This window comes from Pseudomonas sp. G3-39 (assembly GCF_054790485.1).
Window position 1 is genome coordinate 1,085,793 of record NZ_CP186497.1, and the last position, 23,069, is coordinate 1,108,861.

Below are 23,069 nucleotides of genomic sequence, written 5' to 3' on the forward strand. Positions count from 1 at the left end.
CTCCGGTGCTTGTCGCTTGCTGCTACGGGTCTTTAAGCAGACCGCGTTTAACCCCGAGTTGTCTCCCCACTGCTCGGGGTTTCTTTTTGCCCGCAGGTTTTATTGCGCGGTCTGTTGCTCGAAAAAAATCCGCGCCTGTTGCAGGTAATCCGTGCGCATTTCGAGGTCCAGCCAGTCGGCATACGACTGGCTCAGTTGCTCGTGGGGCAGGGTACGCAGCAGTTGGTTGATCTCACTGATCGCCTGACGGCCCTGAGGCGTATCCGAACACCCGACAAAGCCAGACAGATACTTGCCGGTGCCGCGAATCGGAAAGAACACCAGTTCGTCTTCGGCAATTTGCGCCTGCTGCGCCTGATAGCGGATCTCCGGCCAGTAACCCAGCACCACTTGCAGACGCCCCAGGCGCTGCATCGACAGCAGGCTGCTCAGGGCGTCGTTGCCGTAATGCGGCGTCAGCGCGCCGTCGGGCGCCTGCTTGAGCAGCGCGTCGAGATACTCGCCGTAACTGCGCTCGGCGACGACTCCGACCTTGATCTCGCCATTGGCCAGAAATGCCGGCAGATCGACTTCACCGTCGATCAGGTACGGCGCCAGCACATTGCGATCCTTCTGACGCACCACCAGACCATTACTGACAGCGCGAAACGCCGGGATAGAGAAAGTGATCCATTGCGTGCGCTCCTTGCTCCAGATCAGCGACGGATCGCAAGTGAAGGTCGGCTCGTGCAGCATCTGCATGCCCCGGGCGCGATTGACCCGCATCAGCGTGTGTTCGTATTGCGGCATGCCGGCGATCAGCATCGGCATCAGTTGATCGATGACGCCCTAGCCCTTTTTCGGGCCTTCGAAGATGGTCAGGGGCGGCAGGTCGCGCAGCAACCAGACCAGCGTGGGTTTCGCTTGCGCCCAGGCGGGCAGGGCGAGCAGAAACAACAGGCCGAACAGCCGCCACGTCCACCAGTGGTGGGCGCGGTTGGCGTCCGATGTCTGCCGATGTTTCAGCTTAGATAGCTCCGTCTGCGCGCAACCGGGCGATCTGCTGTTCGTCGTAGCCAAGATCGTGCAGTACCTGCGCATTGTGTTCACCGAGTTGCGGTCCGACCCATTCGGAAGTACCCGGTGTCTCGGAGAGTTTCGGCACGATGCCCGGCATCTTGAAAGGCTTGCCGTCCGGCAGTTTCGCCTGCAGGAACATCTCCCGGGCGAGGTACTGCGGATCGCTGAACATGTCCTCGGCACTGAAGATCCGGCTGGCCGGTACTTCTGCCTGATTGAGCAGGTCGAGCACGCTTTGCAGCGGCAGCGAATTGACCCAGCGGTCGATCACGCCATACAACTCGTCGCGGCGACTGTCGCGCCCGTCGTTGCTCGCCAGTGTCGGGTCGTTGGCCAGATCCTCGCGGCCGATGATCAGCATGAAGCGCTTGAAGATCGCGTCGCCATTGGCGCCAATCTGCACGTGCTTGCCGTCGGCACTGGTGTGGATCGATGACGGCGTGATGCCCGGCATGATGTTACCGGTGCGCTCGCGGATGAAGCCGAACACGTCGAACTCCGGCACCATGCTTTCCATCATGGCGAAAATCGCCTCGTACAACGCGACATCGACCACTTGGCCGAGACCGCCGTTGACCTCGCGATGACGCAGCGCCATCAGCGCGCCGATGACGCCCCACAACGCGGCAATCGAGTCACCGATGGAGATCCCGGTGCGCACCGGTGGCCGGTCTTCGAAGCCGGTGATGTAGCGCAAACCGCCCATGGACTCGCCGACCGCGCCGAAGCCCGGTTGATCCTTCATCGGCCCGGTCTGGCCGAACCCCGAGAGGCGCACCATCACCAGTTTCGGATTCAGCGCGTGCAGGGTTTCCCAGCTCAGCCCGAGTTTTTCCAGCACGCCGGGGCGAAAGTTTTCGATCAGGATGTCGGCTTCGCCCAGCAGTTTTTTCAGGATCGCCAGGCCGTCGGGGTGCTTGAGGTTCAGGGTCAGCGACTTCTTGTTGCGCGCCTGGACGAACCACCACAGCGAGGTGCCTTCATACAATTTGCGCCACTTGCGCAGCGGATCACCGCCGTCGGGCGATTCGATCTTGATCACTTCGGCGCCGAACTCGCCGCAGATGCGCGAGGCGAACGGCCCGGCAATCAACGTACCCAATTCAATGACTTTCACACCGCTGAGCGGTTTGTTGGCGAACGGCATACTGAATCCTGTAGGACAAGGCTGAGCGGATACAGCGTTTTAACATAGCCGGCTGTCAGACGCCGCAGGTTGATCGCCATCAATTCGATGATTGCCTACGGCATCGGTTAGACTTGCCGACTTTCCTCGTATCAAGAAGCCCGTTCATGGCCCAGCCGTCTACCACGTACAAATTCGAACTGAACCTCACTGACCTCGACCGCAGCATCTACGAGAGCGTCAAGCAGACCATCGCCCGTCACCCTTCGGAAACCGAAGAGCGCATGACCGTGCGGCTGCTGGCTTACGCGCTCTGGTACAACGAACTGCTTTCGTTCGGTCGTGGTCTGTCGGACGTGGATGAACCTGCGCTGTGGGAAAAAAGCCTGGATGACCGCGTTCTGCACTGGATCGAAGTCGGTCAGCCAGACGCTGATCGTCTGACCTGGTGCTCGCGTCGCACCGAGCGCACCAGCCTGCTGGCTTACGGCAGCCTGCGCGTGTGGGAAGGCAAAGTGGTGCCGGTGGCCAAGAACCTGAAAAACGTCAACATCGCCGCTGTGCCGCAGGAAGTGCTGGAAACCCTGGCCAAGGACATGCCGCGCGTCATCAAGTGGGACGTGATGATCAGCGAAGGCACGATCTTCGTCACTGACGACCGTGGTCAGCACGAAGTCCAGCTGGAATGGCTGGCCGGTGAACGCGGCTGATCCTGCGCCGCTTACTGATTAATCCCACGTATTCAAGAGAAGTTTCCGTTAGCCCATGCGTATTGATCCTCGACCGTTGCCTGCCACGCTGCCGTTTCTCGGTGACCTGCCACCTTTGCTGACCCGTTTGTACGCGGCGCGGGGCGTGCAATCCGAGGCGGAGCTGGATAAAAGTCTGGCGCGGCTGATTCCGTTCCAGCAGCTCAAGGGCATCGAGGCGGCGGTGGATCTGTTGGTGACGGCGCTGGAGCAGCGTCAGCGGATTCTGATCGTCGGTGACTTCGACGCCGATGGCGCGACGGCCAGTACGGTCGGCATGCTCGGCTTGCGTCTGCTGGGCGCGGCGCATGTCGATTATCTGGTGCCGAACCGCTTCGAATACGGCTATGGCCTGACCCCGGAAATCGTCGAAGTCGCCCTGACCCGCGAACCGCAGTTGTTGATCACTGTCGACAACGGCATCTCCAGCGTCGAAGGCGTTGCCGCCGCCAAGCGTCATGGGCTCAAGGTGTTGATCACCGACCACCACTTGCCCGGCGATGAACTGCCGCTGGCCGATGCGCTGGTCAACCCGAACCAGCCCGGCTGCGAGTTTCCGAGCAAGGCGCTGGCCGGGGTCGGGGTGATTTTCTACGTGTTGATGGCCTTGCGTGCACGCCTGCGCAGCCTCGGCTGGTATGAGAGCAGGCCGCAGCCGAACATCGGCGAACTGCTCGATCTGGTGGCGCTGGGCAGCGTTGCCGACGTGGTGCCGCTGGACGCCAACAACCGGATTCTGGTGCATCAGGGCCTTGAGCGGATTCGCGCCGGGCGTGCACGACCGGGGATCAAGGCGATTCTTGAAGTGGCCAAGCGTGACGCGGCGCGGATTACCTCCACCGACCTGGGTTTCATCGTCGGCCCGCGCCTGAATGCGGCGGGGCGCCTGGATGACATGAGCCTCGGGATCGAATGCCTGCTCACCGCCGACGCCAATCTGGCGCGGGAAATGGCCGCGCAACTGGATGGTATGAACCAGGATCGCAAATCTATCGAGCAGGGCATGCAGCGCGAGGCGCTGGCGCAGCTCAAGGACTTGCCGGTGGAATCGATGCCGTTTGGCCTGTGCCTGTTCGATCCCGAGTGGCATCAGGGCGTGATCGGCATTCTCGCCTCGCGGATGAAAGAACGTTATTTCCGTCCGACCATCGCCTTCGCCGACGCCGGTGACGGTTTGCTCAAGGGCTCGGGGCGTTCGGTGCAGGGTTTCCACATTCGCGACGCCCTGAGCGTGGTGGCGGCGCAGCATCCGAACCTGATCGCCAAGTACGGTGGCCACGCGATGGCGGCCGGTCTGACTTTGCCGCAAGAGAATTTTCCGCTGTTCGCCGAGGCTTTCGATGCCGAAGTGCGTCGGCAACTTCGTGAGGAAGACCTGACCGGGCGCATGCTTTCGGATGGCACGCTGGCGGTCGAGGAATTCCATCTGGAACTGGCCCGCGCCCTGCGCCATGCCGGGCCTTGGGGCCAGCACTTCCCGGAGCCGCTGTTCCATGGCGTGTTCCAGTTGGTCGAGCAACGGGTGGTCGGCGAGCGGCACCTGAAAGTGGTGCTGAAAAGCGAGTGCGGGTCGGTGAAGCTGGATGGCATCGCTTTCGGCATCGACCGTGATGTCTGGCCGAACCCGACCATTCAGTGGGTCGAGCTGGCCTACAAGCTCGACGTCAACGAGTTCCGGGGCAACGAGACGGTGCAACTGATGATTGCCCACATCGAACCGCGCTGACGCCATTCGCGAGCAAGCCCGCTCCCACAGGGATATGCATTCCAAAATGTGGGAGCGAGCCTGCTCGCGAAAGCACCCTTTCACACACAGAATTACTCTGAACCCTCCCTCATCCCCGGTTGTCGACTAGGCTCTAAGCACTGCTTGATTGGCCTTGTGACGTCTTGTCGAATTTTTTGCCCGCGGGGGCGGGTGCTGCACCATTTCCTGTCACTCGTCGACTTTTCAAACAGAACCCTGGAGCCTGCCCACTGATTTGAGAGGTGCCCCATGAGTCTGCTGCTCGAACCCTTTACCCTTCGCCAACTGAGCCTGCCCAATCGCATCGCCGTGTCGCCGATGTGCCAGTATTCCAGCGTCGACGGTCTGGCCAACGACTGGCATCTGGTGCACCTCGGCAGCCGCGCGGTGGGTGGTGCCGGACTGATTTTCACTGAGGCCACGGCGGTCACCGCCGACGGGCGGATCACCGCCGAAGACCTCGGTTTGTGGAACGACGAACAGATCGAACCGCTGCAACGCATCACTCGCTTCATTACCGCTCAAGGCGCCGTCGCCGGCATTCAACTGGCCCATGCCGGGCGCAAGGCCAGCACCCATCGGCCATGGATCGGCAAACACGGTAGCGTCAAACCGGAGGATGGCGGCTGGACCCCAGTCGGCCCGTCACCGATTGCCTTCGACCCGCAGCACACGCAACCGAAACAGCTGGATGAAGGGCAGATCGCCGAAGTCATCCAGGCGTTCGTTGCTGCGGCCAAACGTGCGTTGACCGCAGGTTTCAGCGTGGTCGAAGTGCATGCCGCCCACGGTTATCTGCTGCATCAGTTTCTTTCGCCGCTGAGCAATCAGCGCCGCGATCAATACGGTGGTTCGTTCGAAAACCGTATTCGGCTGGTGTTGCAAGTCACCGAGGCCGTGCGCGAGGTCTGGCCACAAGAGTTGCCGGTGTTTGTCCGGGTGTCGGCCACCGACTGGGTCGAAGACGGCTGGAACCCGGATGAAACCGTGGAACTGGCGCGCCGCCTCAAGGCATTGGGAGCGGATCTGATCGACGTCTCTTCCGGTGGTACCGCCGCCAACGCCGAGATTCCGGTGGGGCCGGGTTATCAGACGCGCTTCGCCGAACGGGTGCGCAAGGAGTCCGGCATCGCCACCGGCACCGTCGGCATGATTACCGAGCCGGCGCAGGCCGAGCACATTCTGCGCACCTGTCAGGCCGACATCATCTTCCTCGCCCGCGAGCTGCTGCGTGACCCGTACTGGCCGCTGCATGCCGACGATGATCTGGGCGGGCGCAAAGCGGTATGGCCGGCGCAGTATCAGCGCGCGACCCATCGTGATCAGCCGATTCACGAATCCGATCTGCGCGATTGATTTCAAACCGGCGCAACGTCTATAAAACCCGCCATTGAACCGGCGGGTTTTTTCTTGCCTGCCATTTGCCAAGGAAGTCGAGCATGTTGATCGAGCGAGAACTGACCGAACACGACTTGCCGTTGCTGGCGCAGATCGACCGCAGCGAGCTGGTGGAGGAATGTTATCGGCTGGAAAAAGGTGAGCTGATTCTGTATCCGGTGCATTTCGACATGCGTGGCTGGCCGGAAGGGGAAGCTGAGGAAAACGCGCTGGCGCTGGAGAAGTGCTTGCGGCGCGGTGGCTGGTTGTACGGGGTTTTCGATGGGCAGGCGCTGGTCGCGGCGGTGGTTGTGGATAACCGGGTTATTCACAATCAGGGGTTGAGCATGCGGCAGATGAAGTTTCTGCACATCAGCCGTGATTACCGCGGGCAAGGGCTGGGGGCGAAGTTGTTTGCGCTGGCCTGCGAGCAGGGGCGGCGATTCGGTGCCCAGGCGTTGTATGTTTCAGCGACTGAATCGCGCAACATTGTGGAGTTTTATCAGCGTCAGGGTTGCCGGTTGGTGGATCAGGCGGATCCGGAGTTGTTTGATCAAGAACCCAGAGACATTCATCTGTATTGCCCACTGACCTGACGCAGTTTCTTCAATATCCGATGTTGAATGTTCTGACGCATTCGCGAGCAAGCCCGCTCCCACCGTGGTTCTGTGTCGGTCGCAAACTGTGTGATCGACCGGGATCCAGTGTGGGAGCGGGTTTGCTCGCGAAGAGTCCCTTACAGGCGCCTCAAATCATCAAGGATACTTGCGCTTGTCCGGTGCCGGCGGGAAGTACTGGTACAGCCAGGTCTCGCTTAATGTGCGGTCATTGGTGCGGATGAACAGGCGCAGTTCCACCGGGTCGACGCTGTCGCTGGTCGGGTACCAGTCGAACAGGACCCGGTAACCCTTGATGTCATCGAGCACCAGCACGCTGAAGTCCTGCACCTTGCCGTTGGAGCAGGTGACCACCGGTTCGATCCCGGTGCCCTGCGGCAGGCGATCCAGGCCACCACCGGTGAAGTCCACGGCAAAACGACGGGCCCAGACCGGCGGGTAATGCTCGCCTGGTGCCCAGCCTTCGACGAAACCACCCATACCCGACCGGGTCGCATGCACCCGCGCCAGCGGCGTGCCGACCGGTGGCAGGGCGCTCCAGTAGAGCTTGTAGCCATAGTTCAGCGAGTCGCCGGCGGCCACTGGCTTCTTCGGGGTCCAGAACGCGACGATGTTGTCGAGGGTTTCGCCGGTGGTAGGAATTTCCAGCAGATCGATCGAGCCTTCGCCCCACGCGGTGGTCGGTTCGACCCACAGGCTCGGGCGCTTGCTGTACCAGTCAACGGTGTCCTGATAGTTGGCGAACTCGTGGTCGGTCTGCACCAGGCCGAAGCCTTTCGGATCGGTATCGGCGAACGCGTTGAATTGCAGGGTCGCCGGGTTGTTCAGCGGGCGACAGATCCACTCGCCGTTGCCGCGCCACATCGCCAGGCGATCGGAGTCGTGAATCTGCGGGTGGATGGTGTCGCACATGCGGCGTTCGTGGGTGCCGCAGCTGAACATGCTGGTCATTGGCGCGATGCCCAGTTGTTCGATGGCGGTACGCGCGTTGATGTGGGCGTCGATCTCCATCACCACGCGCTCGGCCTGGCAATCGATGTCGAAGCGGTAGGCACCGGTGGCGCTCGGCGAGTCGAGCAGCGCATAGACCACAAAACGGGTGGCGTTCTGCTCTGGAGTCTCGAACCAGAACTTGGTGAAGTCAGGGAATTCTTCGCGCTTTTTCGCATAGGTGTCGACGGCCAGACCACGGGCCGAGAGGCCATATTGGCCAGTCGCATCCACCGCGCGGAAATAACTGGCGCCGAGGAACGACACCACGTCATGGCGATCCAGCTCCGGCGCCTTGAACAGCTTGAAACCGGCAAAGCCCAGGTCACCCTTGAGCTGCTGGGTATCGACCGAGGTGTTTTCGTAGTTGAACAGCGTCGGGCGGAAATGCACCTCGCGCGCGGTGCGGGTCTTCGGATCGACGCTGTACATGCGCACCGGCTGACGGAAACCCATGCCGACGTGGAAGAACTGCACGTCCAGCTGACCCTTGTTTTCTTTCCACAACGAATGATCGCCGTCGTAGCGGATCGCGTTGAAGTTCTGCGGGGTCATGGTCGCCAAAGTCGGCGGCAGCACCTGTTTGCTGTCCTGATAGGCCGAGCCGGCCAGTTGCTTGGCCTGGCGCTTGAGCGCTTCGAAGTCGAAAGCCTGGGCCTCGCCATCGGCGGCGCCACCATTGGCGGCCCAGGCACGGGCGGCCAGCAGGCCGGAAGCCGAGAGACCGGTGTAAGCCGCAATGGCCATCGACGCTTTGAGCAAATTCCTGCGGTGCATAAATACAACCTGTCGTGAGCAATCCCGCGCCGTTCCTGGCACGTGCTGGATCAGAAATTACGGTTCGGACAAGCCTTCGGCCAAACGCAACGGACTATAAACAGATGCCCGCTAGCTTAAACGGTTCGCTCGCCGAGCAAAATTCGTTGATTCACAGTGACAGAGTGTCAATGAAACAAGACATGTCGGTTAAAAATCTGACAGGGCGTTCTGATTTATGCGGCATATCTGCTTTTTTCGACTAATTACTCTAAAAACCGCTTTTCAGCGCCGATTTAATTTCTATTCTATGGGCATGACCGGTGTTGACCGGTAGGGCACACGGCGCTGCTGTAAGGGGCAGGGCGATGTGGTGGTTTAGCAATTCTTTGAAGTATTGAAGGACATCGTCCATGGCAAAAATACAAGGTATCGCCGAAATGCTCGGCATCTTCCCCTGCCTCGGCAGCGGCCGCAGAAGGCGTCGTTTGAGTTCTGAAGAGCTGAAGCTGGTGGAGCGTTATCGCGAGTTGTCGGAGAGTGACCGGATAGCGATGAGGTATCTGGTGGATGCGATGCGCAGTGTTTCGCGGTTTTGAGTGGAAATAAAAAGGGGCGGACTGAAAGGTCCGCCCCTTTTTATCTGGATCAGCTACACGTTCCCAGGACTGGATACGGCCGCTGGCCGCGCATCAACTCCGGCACATCCCGCCATTTGACCCACGCCTGCTGTTGCCAGTGCAGCAGCGGTACGGTAACGCCTGCCCAATGCATTGAGCTCAAGCTCGGGTGGTTTTCCACAGGGCTTGATTGGGCTTCGCGCAGCATCGGGATCACTTCATGACTTAGCCATTGGCGCAGGTTGCGGTTTTCCGGGACGAAGTGGTGGACAAGCAGGGCGTATAGGCCGGACTCGCTGACTATCGCGCAATCGACGATTTCGCCGTCCTTACGCATGAGGACGTTGCGACGCTGATCGGGATCGAGTTTCAGGGTAAGGCGCTCGTTCAGCGGATAGCCCATCAGGCGACCGAGATCCTGAACGCAGAACCAGGCTTCGTGGTCTTGCATGAAGGCGTGGAGGAAGCGGTTGTGGCGGGTGAAGACGGTGGGGGTGAAGTGGGTCGACGATGAGTTTTGGATTTGTGCAGACATGTAGTGACTTCCGATTTGAGTAGGAAAGTCGCCATCAACTCTTCGACAAGTTGGGTGGCGAACCGTATGGCGTTCGAAGTCGGGATACTTCCAGTCAAACACGGAAAAGCCAGAAGGCCCGCGCCACACGGCCCGCCATAAAGCAAAACTGAAGCTACGACTGCCACAGTTCAATGGAGGGCATGCAAGCACCGCGTTGACAGTTTCCGGCTTCGACCCCGGGTCGCTGATTTGGCAGCGACGGGATAAAGCCTATCGGTCAGGCGCTTGCGGCGACAAGTCTACTCTGTGGACGCGCAGCGTAGGAAATTGGGCTTTTTGGGGGAGGCTGTGTCTGTAGGAAATGCCTGTTTTTGCATTGCTTGCAGCCAGGCTGCGTCTGAGGCGCGTTTTTTCATTTATTTATGGAGATTCATGCAACGAACTGCAGGTTTTATCCATGCTGATCGAATTTTCCGTTTCCAATTACCGCTCGTTCCGGGACAGGCAAACGCTGTCCATGGTCGCGAGCCCTCGGCTGAGCAAGGCGCGAAACGTCTTCAGCGCCGGCACGAGCACTGAAAAGCTCCCGGACCTGCTCAAGGTCGCCGCCATTTACGGACCCAACGCTTCTGGCAAATCGTCGCTCATTCGCGCAATGGGCATCGTCGGCAGATTGCTGGCGACACCCGCAGGCATCCATGGCGACGTACTACCGGTTGCATCCTTTCGCTTTGACGAGATGCTAAGAGAAGCGCCCAGCGTTTTTGAATACGACTTTGTTCAAAGCGGGTTGCGTTATCGATTTGTGCTCGCGTTGACAGCGCAGCGCATTGTCCATGAACAATTGCTCTGTTATCCAAAAGGAAAGGAAACCTTGCTGTATAACCGTCAAGTTGATTCCCTCGGTGAGCATTACACCTTTGGGAAAGCCCTTGAAGGCGGTAAGAACGTGCATTGTGCGTGGCGGCGTTTGACCAGTCCCAGGATGCTGTTTATTGCACAGGCCGTTACCCACAGCAGCGAAGAGCTGACGCAGTTGCGCGCACCATTTTGCTGGTTTCAAAGAGGTTTGCTGGTAGTCGAGCAGAGCAATATGCAGGGCCTCTCTACGGCGTCGATTCGTTTTCTGCAGATGGTTGAAAGTCATACCAGCGATCTACGTGATTTTCTCTGCGCTCTGGATATTCCGGTATCGGCGATCCAGCTCAGTTCGGAACATTCCACTGCGCTTCCAGACAATCGAAAGATGACGCTGAAAGAGTTTATTGCCGCTGCGCAGGGAGACAAATTGACCCTGACGCATGCCAGTATCTCAGGCGAGGCTGAATTCGATTTTGCCGAAGAATCGTGCGGCACCAAGAACCTGATCGGCTTCTGGTTGCCGTGGTTCATGATGAATCAGGCTGGCGGCAGCGGCGTTCTCTGTGTTGATGAGTTGAACAGCAGTCTGCATCCTGAAATCGTCGGGGTCCTGATTGGCAAACATCTGGACAGCGGACTGAATACTCAGTTGATTTTCACCACTCACGACACGCACTTGATGAATGAAAAGATTCTGCGGCGTGATCAGTTCTGGATTTCGGAGCGTGATGCATATGGCGCGACAAGTCTGTTTTCCGTTCACGACTTTGAAGGCCGGGAAAGCGAGGACGTCGAGAAGCGCTATTTCGAGGGACGCTATCGCGGGCTGCCACTGATCAGGCAGGGCTGACCATGGTGAGTTCGAGCAAGTCGTTTGATCGAAAAGCGTCACGCTTCAAACCACAGCCCAAAGTGCTGGTGCTCTGCGAGGACAGTAAGTCGGGAAAGCGTTATCTGGAGGAGGCCGCGTTTCACTTTCGGGCCCGGGCTCAGGTTGAGATCGTCCATTGCGGCGTGACACACCCGAGCGGTATCGTGGAGCGGGCGGTGATGCGGCAGAAACGCTTTGACAAGGTATTTTGTGTGGTGGATCGCGATACACATCTGTGTTTCGAGCGCGCGTTGAATACAGCCAGATCGCATCCAAAAATCTACGTTATCGCATCGTATCCGTGTTTCGAGTTCTGGCTTCTTTTGCACTTTGGTTTCAGTCGCAAGCCATTCCGGGCCGTGGGGAAAAACTCCCCAGGTGACCTGGTGAGCAAGTGCTTGAGGACGAAACCCGACATGGCGGGCTATGAGAAGGGTAGGGACATCAGTTATTTCACTCAGTTGCTGGGTGAGCCGTTCCAGCGGGCGAGAACGCTTGCGCCGAAAGTGCTTGAGGACGTCGCCGTCAGTGGTGAGCCCAATCCCAGTACGGAAATCCATTTGCTGATGGATGAGTTCGAGACCTTATCCAGGCCGCAACTGATCTAGCACCCTGCCCGCCTCCCTGCGGGCAGGTTGCTGATATTTAGCGACTCACCTTCCACGCATCCCCAGCCGGCGCCTTCCCATGGTCATACGGCTTGCCAATCCACATATAAACCAGCCCCAAACCAATCACGATCGCAGTACTCAACACCATCGCATAGTTCACGTACCACGCCGCATCCGGCGTACGTGGCCAGGCCATGTTGATGATTGCGCCAACGCCATACACCAGCGCGCCGATGTTCACTGGCCAGCCCCAGGCGCCGAGGGTGAATTTGCCGTTGGGTTTCCAGCCTTTCATCCGCGCATACAAAGCAGCCAGTACGATCATCTGGAATGCGAGGTAGATGCCGATGGCGGCGAAGCTGACGATGGTGGCCACGGCGTCTTGCAGGAAGAAGCCGAGGGCGATGATCAGGGCGGGCAGGACGCCGGACACGAACAGCGCGGCAACCGGTACTTGGGTTGTAGGAGAAATCTTTTTCAGCAGTCGGCTGCCGATGACCATTTCGTCGCGAGCGTAGGAGTACAGCAGACGACTCGCCGCAGCCTGCAGGCTGATGACGCAGGAGATGAAGGAAATCATCACCACGCCCATCACTACTTTCGAGCCGATCGGGCCGAAGGCGTTGTTGAGGATGGTGGTGACCGGGTCCTTGTCGGTGCCGTTGATCACCGCTTGCATGTCCGGCACGGCGAGGATCAACGCCAGGCAGGCGAACATCGCCGCGATGCCGCCGATGTAGATGGTCATGCGCATGGCCACCGGGATTTTTGCGCTGGGGTTCGGGGTTTCTTCGGCAACGTCGCCGCAGGCCTCGAAACCGTAGTAGAGGAACATTCCCGCCAGCGAAGCGGTGAGGAACGCCGGCAGGTATGAGCCATCAACGCTGATGTCGAAGGTGTTGAACAGCACGCTCAGCGGTTGGTGACGTTCGAAGATCAGCAGGTACACGCCGACGATCACCGCGCCGACCAGTTCGCAGAGGAAGCCGAACATGGCGATGCGCGCCAGCACTTTGGTGCCGCTCAGATTGACCAGCGTGGCGAACAGGGTCAGCACCAGCGCGATGATGATGTTGGTGTTGTTGCTCGGCTCAAACCCGAGCATCGCCGCCAGATACGGGCCGGCACCGACGGCCACCGCCGCGATGGTCACGCACAGGGCGATGGAGTAGATCCAGCCGACCATCCACGCCCATTTTTTGCCGACCAGACGTCGCGCCCATGGATAAACGCCGCCGGAAATCGGGAACTGCGAGACCACTTCGCCGAAGATCAGGCACACCAGCAACTGGCCGCAACCGACCAGCAAGTAAGCCCAGAACATCGGTGGCCCGCCGGCCGCGAGGCACAGGCCGAACAGGGTATAAACCCCCACGACCGGTGACAGATAGGTGAACCCTAAAGCGAAGTTTTCCCACAGGCTCATGCTGCGGTTGAAGTTGGAGGTGTAGCCGAGTTTGCGCAGTTGTTCGGCATCGCTGTCGGCAACGGCGGCCGAGAGTTCGGGTGAGGCACTCATGGGTGTTTGCTCCGTGAAATCGGCAGATTTCGGATGGCCGAAGCCGTGGCGAGGCTTTGTGGGCGCCGCCCGGGTCGGTAGTTATTGTTTTGGAATCCTGGTGGTGCGTAATGCCGGTTTCCTTCCTGAAACCGGGGTGACGCCTTCGCGAGCAGGCTCGCTCCCACAGGTGGAACGCATTTCAATTAATGTGGGAGCGAGCCTGCTCGCGAAGCTTTTGACCTTAGTGCTTGAACATCACATGCCGAACCGTGGTGTAGTCCTCCAGCCCGTACATGGACATGTCCTTGCCGTAGCCGGACAATTTCTGACCGCCATGGGGCATTTCGCTGACGAGCATGAAGTGCGTGTTGACCCAGGTGCAGCCGTACTGCAAACGTGCGGACATCCGATGTGCGCGGCCTACATCCGCCGTCCACACCGAGGACGCCAGGCCGTAGTCGGAGTCGTTGGCCCACTCCAGCGCCTGCGCTTCATCGGTGAACTTGGTTGCTGACACCACCGGCCCGAATACTTCGCGGCGGACGATCTCGTCATCCTGTTGCGCGTCGGCCAGCACCGTCGGTTCGAAGAAGAAACCGTTGCCTTCCACAGCCTTGCCGCCGGTGATCAAGCGAATGTGCGACTGCGCCACGGCGCGTTCGACGAACGCGGCGACGCGGTCGCGATGCTGCGCGGTGATCAGCGGCCCCAGCTCGGTCGACGGATCATCCTGCAAGCCGTATTTGATGCTGCTCACCGCCGCGCCGAGCTTCTCGACAAACTTGTCGTAAATGCCTTGCTGCGCATAGATCCGGCACGCGGCGGTGCAGTCCTGCCCGGCGTTATAGAAACCGAAGGTGCGGATGCCTTCGACGGCGGCATCGATGTCGGCGTCGTCGAAGATGATCACCGGCGCCTTGCCACCCAGTTCCATGTGCATGCGTTTGACGCTGTCGGCGGTGCTGGAAATGATGTTCGAGCCAGTGGCGATGGAGCCAGTCAGCGAGACCATGCGCACTTTAGGATGCGTGACCAACGGGCTGCCGACGGTAGGACCGCGACCGAATACCAGATTGAGTACACCGGCCGGGAAGATTTCCGACGCCAGTTCGGCCAGACGCAACGCGGTCAGCGGAGTTTGTTCCGACGGCTTGAGCACTACGGTATTACCGGCAGCGAGGGCCGGGGCGATTTTCCAGGCGACCATCATCAACGGGTAGTTCCACGGCGCGATGGACGCGATCACGCCCACCGGATCGCGGCGGATCATCGAAGTATGGCCGGCAAGGTATTCGCCACCGGCCGAACCGCTCATGCAACGGCTGGCGCCAGCGAAGAAGCGGAACACGTCGGCAATCGCCGGGATCTCGTCGTTCAGTGCGGCGCTGTAGGGTTTACCGCAGTTGTCGGATTCGAGTTTGGCCAGTTCCTCGCCGTGGGCTTCGATGGCGTCGGCGAGTTTGAGCAGCAGCAGCGAACGGTCTTTCGGCGTGGTTTGCGACCACTCGGCGAAGGCGTTGTCGGCGGCGCGCACGGCGGCATCGACCTGGGCCTCGGAGGCTTCGTTGATCTCCACCAGTACGCTGCCGAGCGCCGGGTTGAGCACCGGTTGGGCCGGGCCTTCGCCGTTGACCAGGTGGCCGTTGATCAAGAGTCTGGTTTGCATGTTGTTGTCCTCACTAACACTTTTATTGTTCTGGCCGAATCGATAACCCTGTGGGAGCGAGCCTGCTCGCGAAAGCGGTGTGTCAGCCGACATCAATGCTGAATTTGATTGCCTCTTCGCGAGCAAGCCCGCTCCCACATTTCGATCCGGTTTCTTCAGTTATTCGGTTATTTCCCACCACTGCCCGCGACACTCTCGCCACCCCGGGTCAGGTAATACGCGCCGAGAATCGGCAGCATGGTCACCATCATCACCAGCATGGCGACGACATTGGTCACCGGCACATCCCGTGGGCGGCTGAGCTGGTTGAGCAGCCACAACGGCAACGTGCGCTCATGCCCGGCGGTGAACGTGGTGACGATGATTTCGTCGAACGACAGCGCAAACGCGAGCATGCCGCCGGCCAGCAACGCCGAGCCGAGGTTCGGCAGGATGATGTAGCGAAAGGTCTGCCAACCATCGGCACCCAGATCCATCGAGGCTTCGATCAAACTTTGCGAAGTACGCCGCAGACGGGCGATGACGTTGTTGTAGACGATCACCACGCAGAAGGTCGCGTGACCAACGATGATGGTGAACATCCCCGGCTCGATCCCCAGTGTCTTGAACGTCGCCAGCAGCGCGATCCCGGTGATGATCCCCGGCAGCGCGATCGGCAAAATCAGCATCAGCGAAATGCCCTGCTTGCCGAAGAAATCGCGGCGGTACAACGCTGCCGAAGCCAGCGTACCGAGCACCATCGCGATCAAGGTGGCGATGGCGGCAATCTGCAGCGAAAGCTTGATCGCCTCCAGCACATCCGGCCGCGAAAACGCCACGCTGAACCAGTGCAGGGTGAAGCCCTTCGGCGGAAAGCTGAACGCCGCTTCCTCGGTGTTGAAGGCGTAAAGAAAGATGATCAGGATCGGGAAGTGCAGAAACACCAACCCGCCCCAGGCGGCAATGCGCAGGCCCAGTGAAGCGCGCTCAGAGTGCATCGAAGGCCCCCAGTCGTTTGACGATGGACAGGTAAACCGCGATCAACACAATCGGCACCAACGTGAACGCTGCGGCCATCGGCATGTTGCCGATCGCACCTTGCTGCGCGTAGACCATGCTGCCGACGAAGTAGCCCGGCGGGCCCACCAGTTGCGGCACGATGAAATCGCCCAGGGTCAGCGAAAACGTGAAGATCGAGCCGGCAGCAATCCCCGGAATCGACAACGGCAAAATCACCTGCATGAAGGTCTGGCGCGGCCTGGCGCCGAGGTCGGCGGAGGCCTGCAGCAGTGACGGCGGCAGACGTTCCAGCGAAGCCTGAATCGGCAGGATCATGAACGGCAGCCAGATGTAGACGAACACCATGAAGCGCCCCAAGTGCGAGGTCGACAGGGTGCTGCCGCCCACTCCGGGAATGCCGAGGATGAACTGCAACACCGGCTCCAGTCCCAAATGTTGCACGAACCACTGCGCGACACCGCCCTTGGCCAGCAGCAACGTCCAGGCGTAGGCCTTGACGATGTAACTGGCCCACATCGGCATCATCACCGCGATGTAGAAAAACGCCTTGGTCTTGCCCGTGGTGTAGCGCGCCATGTAATAGGCAATCGGGAACGCGACGATGGCGCTGGCGATCGACACGACGATGGCCATGCTCAGCGTGCGCAGGATGATGTCGAAGTTCGACGGCTGAAACAGCGCGGCAAAATTCGCCAGGGTCAGGTCAGGAGTGACCGCCATGGTGAAGTCGTCAAAGGTGTAGAACCCCTGCCACAACAGCACCAGCAACGAGCCGAGGTAGATCGCGCCGAACCACAGCAACGGCGGCACCAGCAGCAGCGACAGATACAGATTCGGCTTGCGATAGAGCAGGTTGGAAAACCGGCGCAAGGGCGGTGCTTGGGTCATTGCGAGCGTGCTCATGTCAGACCCCGCTCGCCACGGTGTCGTGCAGTGGAATCATCGCTTCCCGCGCCCAGCGTGCGCTCAGGCGCTGGCCGGTCTGGTGTTGTGCGCTGCTGTCGATCCACTGATTGTTGGCGTGGCTGATGCTCAGGGTCTGGCCGTTTTCCAGCGTCAGTTCATAGCGCGTGGCGCTGCCCTGATACTGGATGTCGTGGAGCAGACCGCTGACTTCGATTTCATGGCTGGCGAGCGGCCCTTCGGCGAAACGCACGTGTTCGGGGCGAATCGAAAACGGCTGCGGATGGCCGCTGAGCTGGCGGGCCAGATCGCCGCGAATCACGTTCGAGGTGCCGACGAATTCGGCGACGAACGTGGTGGTGGGTTTCATGTACAGATTGCGCGGGGTGTCGACCTGTTCGATGCGGCCCTTGTTGAATACAGCGACGCGATCGGACATCGACAGCGCCTCGGTCTGGTCGTGAGTGACGAAGATGAAAGTGATGCCGAGCTGGCGTTGCAGCTTCTTCAGTTCACTCTGCATCTGCTCGCGCAGTTTCAGGTCGAGTGCGCCCAACGGTTCATCAAGCAACAGCACGCGTGGACGATTGACCAAGGCGCGGGCGAGGGCGACACGCTGGCGCTGACCGCCGGACAACTGCACCGGTTTGCGTGCGCCATAACCGCCGAGGGCGACCATGGCCAACGCCTCTTCGGCGCGCTTGTGGCGCTCGGTTTTGCTCACGCCTTTGACCTTCAATCCATAGGCGACGTTGTCCAGCACGTTCATGTGCGGGAACAGTGCGTAATCCTGGAAGACGGTATTCACATCACGTTGATACGGCGGCAGACCGGCGGCTTCGGCGCCGTGAATGCGGATCGAGCCGGCGCTCGGTTGTTCGAATCCGGCGATCAGGCGCAGGCAGGTGGTCTTGCCCGAGCCGGAAGGGCCGAGCATGGAAAAGAACTCGCCGTCCTGGATGTCGATGGAAACCCGGTCAACGGCCTTCACCTCGCCGAACTGCCGGGAAACGTTGGTGAACTGGACTGCAAGCGTCATGGTGCGGTGCTCCAAAAAGGCGTGGGCCGTCGCAGCGGTCCTCGCCTGGACTTCTGAAAAAACTGAAACATCTAACGGTGAATGCGATCCGCTTTTAGCTCCCTCTCCCTCCGGGAGAGGGCGGGGGGGGAGGGTGGCCTCATTGGCCGTCGCCCTTCAATCAAGAGCAAAGTCAAAAGCCACCCCCTCACCCCAGCCCTCTCCCCCAGGGGGGAGAGGGAGTTAGACCAAGTTGCTCTCGGGCTTACCTGCCGCCCATGATCGCAATGTAGTCCTGAGTCCAGCGGCTATAAGGCACGAACTTGCCGCCCTCGGCTTGCGGGGTTTTCCAGAAGGCGATCTTGTCGAACTGGTCGAAGCCATTGGTCTTGCAACCCTCGGCGCCGAGCAGTTCGCTCTCTTTGCACGCCGCGGGCACGGCTGGCAGCGAACCAAACCACGCCGCCACGTCACCCTGGACTTTCGGCTGCAACGACCAGTCCATCCACTTGTACGCGCAGTTCGGATGCTTGGCTTCGGCGTGCAGCATGGTGGTGTCGGCCCAACCGGTAGCGCCTTCTTTCGGGATGGTCGACGCGATCGGCTGCTTCTCGTTGATCAGGCCGTTGACCTGATACGGCCAGGCGCTCGACGCCACCACGCCTTCGTTCTTGAAGTCGCTCATTTGTACCGTGGTGTCGTGCCAGTAGCGGTGAATCAATGGCTGCTGCGCGCGCAGCAGATCGAGCACGGCCTTGTACTGCGCTTCGGTGAGTTGATACGGATCCTTGATCCCCAGCTCAGGTTTGGCGGTCTTCAGGTACAGCGCCGCGTCGGCGATGTAGATCGGGCCGTCATAGGCCTGCACGCGACCCTTGTTCGGTTTGCCGTCGGGGAAATTCTGCGCGTCGAACAGGACGTTCCAGCTGGTCGGCGGCGTCTTGAACACGTTGGTGTTGTACATCAGCACGTTCGGACCCCACTGATACGGGGTGCCGTAGGTCTGGTTGTTGACCACATACCACGGCGCATCTTTCAGCCGTGGGTCGAGGGTGTTCCAGTTCGGGATCAACGCGGTGTTGATCGGTTGTACGCGCTTGCCGACGATCAACCGCAGCGAGGCATCGCCCGAAGCGGTGACCAGATCGTAACCACCCTTGGCCATCAGGCTGACCATCTCGTCGGAGGTGGCGGCAGTCTTCACATTGACCTTGCAGCCGGTTTCCTTCTCGAAACCGCTCACCCAGTCGTAGGCCTTGTCGCTCTCGCCACGTTCGATGTAACCCGGCCAGGCGACAATATCCAGCTGACCTTCGCCGGCGCCGACAGCCTTCAGCGGCTCGGCAGCTTGCAGGCTGGCGCTGGCCAGTAAGGCTGTGGTGATTGCACTGAGCAGTGCGGTCTTGTGCACGAACATGGTTGAACCCTCTTCTTTAAATTATGGTCGGGGCAGTTGTGAACGCGGTGAAGCCATGCCGTTTTTGCGGCTTGTTATTAGCGTAGTCAGAGATGCTGGCCGTGGCGGGCCATGATGTGCCGCACCACGCTGTAATCCTGCAGCGAATCACTGGATAAGTCTTTGCCGTATCCGGAACGTTTCAGCCCGCCGTGGGGCATTTCGCTGACCAGCATGAAATGGCTGTTGATCCACGTGCAGCCGTACTGCAAGCGGGCGGCGACCTGCATTGCCTTGTCCAGATTCTGCGTCCACACCGACGAGGCGAGGCCGTATTCGGAGTCGTTGGCCCAGTCCACGGCTTGCGCGAGTTCGTCGAAGCGGGTCACGGTGACCACCGGGCCGAACACTTCGCGCTGGACGATTTCATCGCTCTGTTTGCAACCGGCCAGCAGCGTCGGCTGGTAGAAGAATCCGGCACCGGAATGCACCGCCGCGCCGGTCACCCGCTCGATGTGCGGCTGGCCGAGGGCGCGTTCGACAAAACTGGCGACGCGGTCGCGCTGGCGGGTGCTGATCAGCGGGCCGATCTCGTTGTCGGCATCGCGCTTGCCGGCGAAGCGCAGGCTGCTGACCGCTGCGCCGAGCTCGGCGACCAATTTGTCGTGAATGCCTGTTTGCGCGTAGATCCGGCACGCGGCGGTGCAGTCCTGCCCGGCGTTGTAGTAACCGTAGGTGCGCACGCCGTCGACCACCGCTTGAATGTCGGCATCGTTGCAGACGATCACCGGGGCTTTGCCGCCGAGTTCCAGATGTGTGCGCTTGAGGGTTTTTGCTGCCGCCTGAAGGATCTTCTGCCCGGTGACGATATCGCCGGTCAGCGAGACCATGCGCACCTTGGCGTGCCCGACCAGATGGCTGCCGACGCCTTCACCGCCGCCGCAGATGATGTTGATCACCCCGCGCGGCAGGATCTCGGCGAGTGCTGGCGCCAGTGCGAGGATCGACAGCGGTGTGTGTTCCGACGGCTTGAACACCAGCGTATTGCCGGCGGCGAGGGCCGGGGCGATTTTCCACGCGGCCATCATGATCGGGTAGTTCCACGGCGCAATCGACGCCACCACGCCAATCGGATCGCGACGCACCATGCTGGTGTAACCCGGCAGGTACTCGCCACTGAGCTGACCGGTCTGGCAGCGCACGGCACCAGCGAAGAAGCGGAACACGTCGACGGTGGCGGTCAGATCGTCCTGCCGCGCCAGGTGCAGCGGCTTGCCGCAGTTCAGCGCTTCGAGGCGGGCGAGGTAATCGGCGTGTTTTTCGACGGCGTTGGCGATGTCCAGCAGCAGACTGGAACGTTGTTGCGGCGTGGTGCGCGACCATTCGGCAAAGGCGCGGTGGGCGGCGAGAATCGCGGTTTCGACCTGCTCGGTGCTGGCCTCGGCGATGTGGGTGAGGATTTCACCGCTGGCCGGGTTGAGGATCGGTTCGACAAAACCCTGCCCGGCGACCAGTTCGCCGTCGATCAACAACGCGGTACACATCGGGGTCTGCACGCCAGCCATTTTCCGCGATCTCTTTTCTTGTGTGGTCATTGTGGCTCCCGTGCCCGGGAGCCGACCGTCTTATAGATGCAGCAAGACTAGTGCGCGGCTCCGAGGTCGACAAATTCTAAATACTGAAGGTGGCATTCGATTAAATAGATGGCTTGCGTCCGCCGTGCGGTTGTTCGCGGGCCACAGTCAAAAACGGGTCGACCAGAGCGGGACGTGCAGTACCGCGGCGCCAGGCCAGACCGACATCGAGGGTCTGGTTGAGGTCGGCAATCGGCCGCGCTTCGATGATGTCGCCCTCCAGTGACCATGGGCGATAAGTCATGTCCGGCTGGATCGACACACCCAAACCCGCCGCCACCAGACTTCGCACCGCCTCGGTGGATGCGGTTCTGAGAGTGATCTTCGGTTGCAGCCCGGCACCGCGCCACAAGCGCTGGGCATTGCGATCCATCTCGTCGACGTTCAGTTGAATCAGCGGCTCGCGAGCGACGTCGGCGAGGTTGATGCTGTCGTGTTCCAGCAGCGGATGTTGGGCCGGCAGCCACAGACGGTGCGGCGAGTGGGTCAGCACTTCGGTCTGCAGGGCGTGGCGGTCTTCGAGGTTGGAGAGGATCAGCACGCCAACATCGATTTCGCCGCTGACCAGCAAATGCTCGATGTATGGCCGCTCGTCCTCCATCACCCGGATCTCGACGTTGGGATAGGCGCGCTGGAACCGGGTCAGCAAATCGGCGAGGTAATAACCGGCTACCAGGCTGGTCACGCCGACAATCAACTGACCGGCGACCTGATCGGTACTCTGTTGCAGGCTGCGTTTGGCGTTGTCCACAGTCGCCAGAATCAGGTGCGCCTGCCGCAGGAATTGATGGCCCTGATGCGTCAGGGTCATGCCCTTGGCGTGACGGCTGAACAGGCTGACGCCGATTTCCTCTTCCAGTTGCTGAATCGCCAGGGTCAGGGTCGATTGGGAAATGAACGCGGTTTGCGCGGCGGCGGAAATCGAGCCGGTCTCGGCCACCGCGATGAAGTGACGGATCTGGCGCAGGGTCATCATGAGAAGGGTACCCGGTGGGCGGTTTTTATCGATTGGCCTGAGTGTATATCTGTTTTCACGAAGGGCTGTTGCAGGCGAAGCAACATCTGGAAGCACACTCGCAGGTCGGGCCGGGGCACTTTCGAACTAGGCTGAGGGCCTGATAGATCCGGATAACCCCTGTTTTGGAGGCGGAACATGAACACCCGTGGATTGCTCGATCAACTACTCAAATCCGGCCAGGATCTGTTGCAGAACAAGGCCGGCGGGGCGCGGAACACACCGTCGGCTGGCGGGCTGGGCGGTTTGCTTGGTGGGTCTTCAGGCTCCGGTGCGCTGGGCGGCTTGCTCTCGGGGGCGGGCGGTGGTGCTCTGGCGGCCGGGGCCATGGGCCTGCTGCTCGGCAGCAAAAAGGCCCGTAAGGTCGGCGGTAAAGTCGCGGTATACGGTGGTCTCGCCGCGCTCGGGGTGCTGGCTTACAAGGCCTACGGCAACTGGAACGCCCAGAAAGGCACCGCCCCACAAACCGAACCGCAGACCCTGGATCGCCTGCCCCCCGCCCAAGCCGAACAACACAGTCAAGCCATTCTCAAGGCGCTGGTCGCCGCCGCCAAGGCTGACGGCCACATCGATGACCGCGAGCGCCAGTTGATCGAAGGTGAATTCACCAAACTCGACAACGATCAGGAACTGCAACACTGGCTGCACGCCGAACTCAACAAACCCCTCGATCCAGCCGATGTCGCCCGCGCTGCGAGTACGCCGGAAATGGCCGCAGAGATGTACATCGCCAGTGTGATGCTGGTGGATGAGGAGAGCTTTATGGAAAAGGCGTATCTGGAGGAGTTGGCCAAGCAACTGAAACTGGAGCCGGGGTTGAAGGTGGAGCTGGAGAAGCAGGTGCGCCTGGCATCGCAATAGAACTGCCTGAGCACGGTATTCATGTAGGAGCTGCGGTACGCTGCGATCTTTTGATTTTTTAAGCCAACAGCAAAAGATCGCAGCGTGCCGCAGCTCCTACAAGGTTTTGGGCCAGACGCCGAAGCCTGCTCACGATTGCGTTTTCAGCCGCGCATCCACAGCAATGACCGATCCA

The 23,069-nt window shown here is 60.3% G+C and carries 19 protein-coding genes and 1 pseudogene; 8 read left to right on the forward strand and 12 right to left on the reverse strand.

Annotated elements, in window-relative coordinates; genetic code table 11:
* Positions 1-99 precede the first annotated feature (99 nt).
* Together ACOYXG_RS04805 and ACOYXG_RS04810 are read right to left on the reverse strand one after the other, a co-directional pair.
* Positions 100-1,080 (reverse strand): annotated as a pseudogene (locus tag ACOYXG_RS04805) (TIGR02285 family protein).
* Positions 1,007-2,206 (reverse strand): CaiB/BaiF CoA transferase family protein, encoded by a 1,200-nt coding sequence (locus tag ACOYXG_RS04810; RefSeq protein ID WP_027610976.1) that lies wholly within the window; start codon positions 2,204-2,206, stop codon positions 1,007-1,009. Before ACOYXG_RS04810 ends, ACOYXG_RS04805 begins: the two are co-directional and overlap by 74 nt.
* 146 nt (positions 2,207-2,352) lie before the next feature.
* Between ACOYXG_RS04810 and ACOYXG_RS04815 the strand changes: the two genes are divergently transcribed.
* From ACOYXG_RS04815 to ACOYXG_RS04830, 4 genes are all read left to right on the forward strand, one after another.
* Entirely contained in the window at positions 2,353-2,895 is a 543-nt protein-coding gene (locus tag ACOYXG_RS04815) for a YaeQ family protein (protein ID WP_115986546.1), read from the forward strand.
* 55 nt (positions 2,896-2,950) lie between these two features.
* Positions 2,951-4,660 carry a single-stranded-DNA-specific exonuclease RecJ gene (recJ, locus tag ACOYXG_RS04820; RefSeq protein ID WP_460356206.1) on the forward strand — a complete coding sequence of 570 codons (1,710 nt, stop codon included), beginning with the start codon at positions 2,951-2,953 and terminating at the stop codon, positions 4,658-4,660.
* 270 nt (positions 4,661-4,930) lie between these two features.
* Positions 4,931-6,037: an NADH:flavin oxidoreductase/NADH oxidase gene (locus ACOYXG_RS04825; RefSeq protein WP_027610979.1), complete on the forward strand. Its 1,107-nt coding sequence runs from the start codon at positions 4,931-4,933 to the stop codon at positions 6,035-6,037.
* Positions 6,038-6,120: 83 nt separating this feature from the next.
* Positions 6,121-6,654: a GNAT family N-acetyltransferase gene (locus tag ACOYXG_RS04830; RefSeq protein ID WP_460356209.1), complete on the forward strand. Its 534-nt coding sequence runs from the start codon at positions 6,121-6,123 to the stop codon at positions 6,652-6,654.
* Positions 6,655-6,813: 159 nt separating this feature from the next.
* Here the strand turns inward: ACOYXG_RS04830 and ACOYXG_RS04835 are convergent, their stop codons facing one another.
* Positions 6,814-8,442 (reverse strand): glucan biosynthesis protein D, encoded by a 1,629-nt coding sequence (locus ACOYXG_RS04835; protein WP_096795215.1) that lies wholly within the window; start codon positions 8,440-8,442, stop codon positions 6,814-6,816.
* A gap of 392 nt (positions 8,443-8,834) precedes the next feature.
* On the opposite strand from ACOYXG_RS04835, the gene ACOYXG_RS04840 reads away from it, so the two are divergent.
* Positions 8,835-9,020, forward strand: coding sequence for a hypothetical protein (locus ACOYXG_RS04840; RefSeq protein ID WP_003222012.1), 186 nt, complete (start codon positions 8,835-8,837; stop codon positions 9,018-9,020).
* A gap of 49 nt (positions 9,021-9,069) precedes the next feature.
* Here ACOYXG_RS04840 and ACOYXG_RS04845 read toward each other — a convergent pair whose 3' ends face one another.
* Positions 9,070-9,576 (reverse strand): BRO-N domain-containing protein, encoded by a 507-nt coding sequence (locus ACOYXG_RS04845; protein WP_460356214.1) that lies wholly within the window; start codon positions 9,574-9,576, stop codon positions 9,070-9,072.
* 439 nt (positions 9,577-10,015) lie between these two features.
* On the opposite strand from ACOYXG_RS04845, the gene ACOYXG_RS04850 reads away from it, so the two are divergent.
* Entirely contained in the window at positions 10,016-11,269 is a 1,254-nt protein-coding gene (locus tag ACOYXG_RS04850) for an AAA family ATPase (RefSeq protein WP_285375380.1), read from the forward strand.
* A gap of 2 nt (positions 11,270-11,271) precedes the next feature.
* Positions 11,272-11,898: an RloB family protein gene (locus tag ACOYXG_RS04855; RefSeq protein ID WP_097086384.1), complete on the forward strand. Its 627-nt coding sequence runs from the start codon at positions 11,272-11,274 to the stop codon at positions 11,896-11,898.
* A 37-nt stretch (positions 11,899-11,935) separates the two neighbouring features.
* Here ACOYXG_RS04855 and ACOYXG_RS04860 read toward each other — a convergent pair whose 3' ends face one another.
* The 8 genes from ACOYXG_RS04860 to ACOYXG_RS04895 all read right to left on the reverse strand — a co-directional run bounded on the left by ACOYXG_RS04860 (position 11,936) and on the right by ACOYXG_RS04895 (position 21,994).
* On the reverse strand, positions 11,936-13,420 hold the full coding sequence (locus tag ACOYXG_RS04860; protein WP_460356217.1) for an APC family permease: 1,485 nt from the start codon (positions 13,418-13,420) through the stop codon (positions 11,936-11,938).
* 223 nt (positions 13,421-13,643) lie between these two features.
* Positions 13,644-15,068, reverse strand: coding sequence for a gamma-aminobutyraldehyde dehydrogenase (locus tag ACOYXG_RS04865; protein WP_460356220.1), 1,425 nt, complete (start codon positions 15,066-15,068; stop codon positions 13,644-13,646).
* Between the two features lie 167 nt (positions 15,069-15,235).
* A complete protein-coding gene (locus tag ACOYXG_RS04870) occupies positions 15,236-16,045 on the reverse strand; it encodes an ABC transporter permease (protein ID WP_460356223.1) in 810 nt (269 codons plus the stop codon).
* Positions 16,035-16,970, reverse strand: a complete 936-nt coding sequence (locus ACOYXG_RS04875; protein ID WP_135295034.1) for an ABC transporter permease — start codon at positions 16,968-16,970, stop codon at positions 16,035-16,037. Before ACOYXG_RS04875 ends, ACOYXG_RS04870 begins: the two co-directional genes overlap by 11 nt.
* A 1-nt stretch (position 16,971) precedes the next feature.
* The gene (locus ACOYXG_RS04880) at positions 16,972-18,009 is read right to left on the reverse strand and encodes an ABC transporter ATP-binding protein (protein WP_098967401.1); all 1,038 of its coding nucleotides are present in this window, start codon (positions 18,007-18,009) and stop codon (positions 16,972-16,974) included.
* 244 nt (positions 18,010-18,253) lie between these two features.
* Complete coding sequence (gene ydcS, locus ACOYXG_RS04885; protein WP_460356227.1) at positions 18,254-19,405, reverse strand: putative ABC transporter substrate-binding protein YdcS; 1,152 nt, start codon at positions 19,403-19,405, stop codon at positions 18,254-18,256.
* An 86-nt stretch (positions 19,406-19,491) separates the two neighbouring features.
* A complete protein-coding gene (locus ACOYXG_RS04890; RefSeq protein ID WP_460356230.1) occupies positions 19,492-20,949 on the reverse strand; it encodes a gamma-aminobutyraldehyde dehydrogenase in 1,458 nt (485 codons plus the stop codon).
* Between the two features lie 130 nt (positions 20,950-21,079).
* Entirely contained in the window at positions 21,080-21,994 is a 915-nt protein-coding gene (locus ACOYXG_RS04895) for a LysR family transcriptional regulator (protein ID WP_007967749.1), read from the reverse strand.
* 177 nt (positions 21,995-22,171) lie between these two features.
* Here ACOYXG_RS04895 and ACOYXG_RS04900 point away from each other — a divergent pair, with 177 nt between their 5' ends.
* Positions 22,172-22,894, forward strand: a complete 723-nt coding sequence (locus tag ACOYXG_RS04900; protein ID WP_460356233.1) for a tellurite resistance TerB family protein — start codon at positions 22,172-22,174, stop codon at positions 22,892-22,894.
* Positions 22,895-23,069 lie beyond the last annotated feature (175 nt).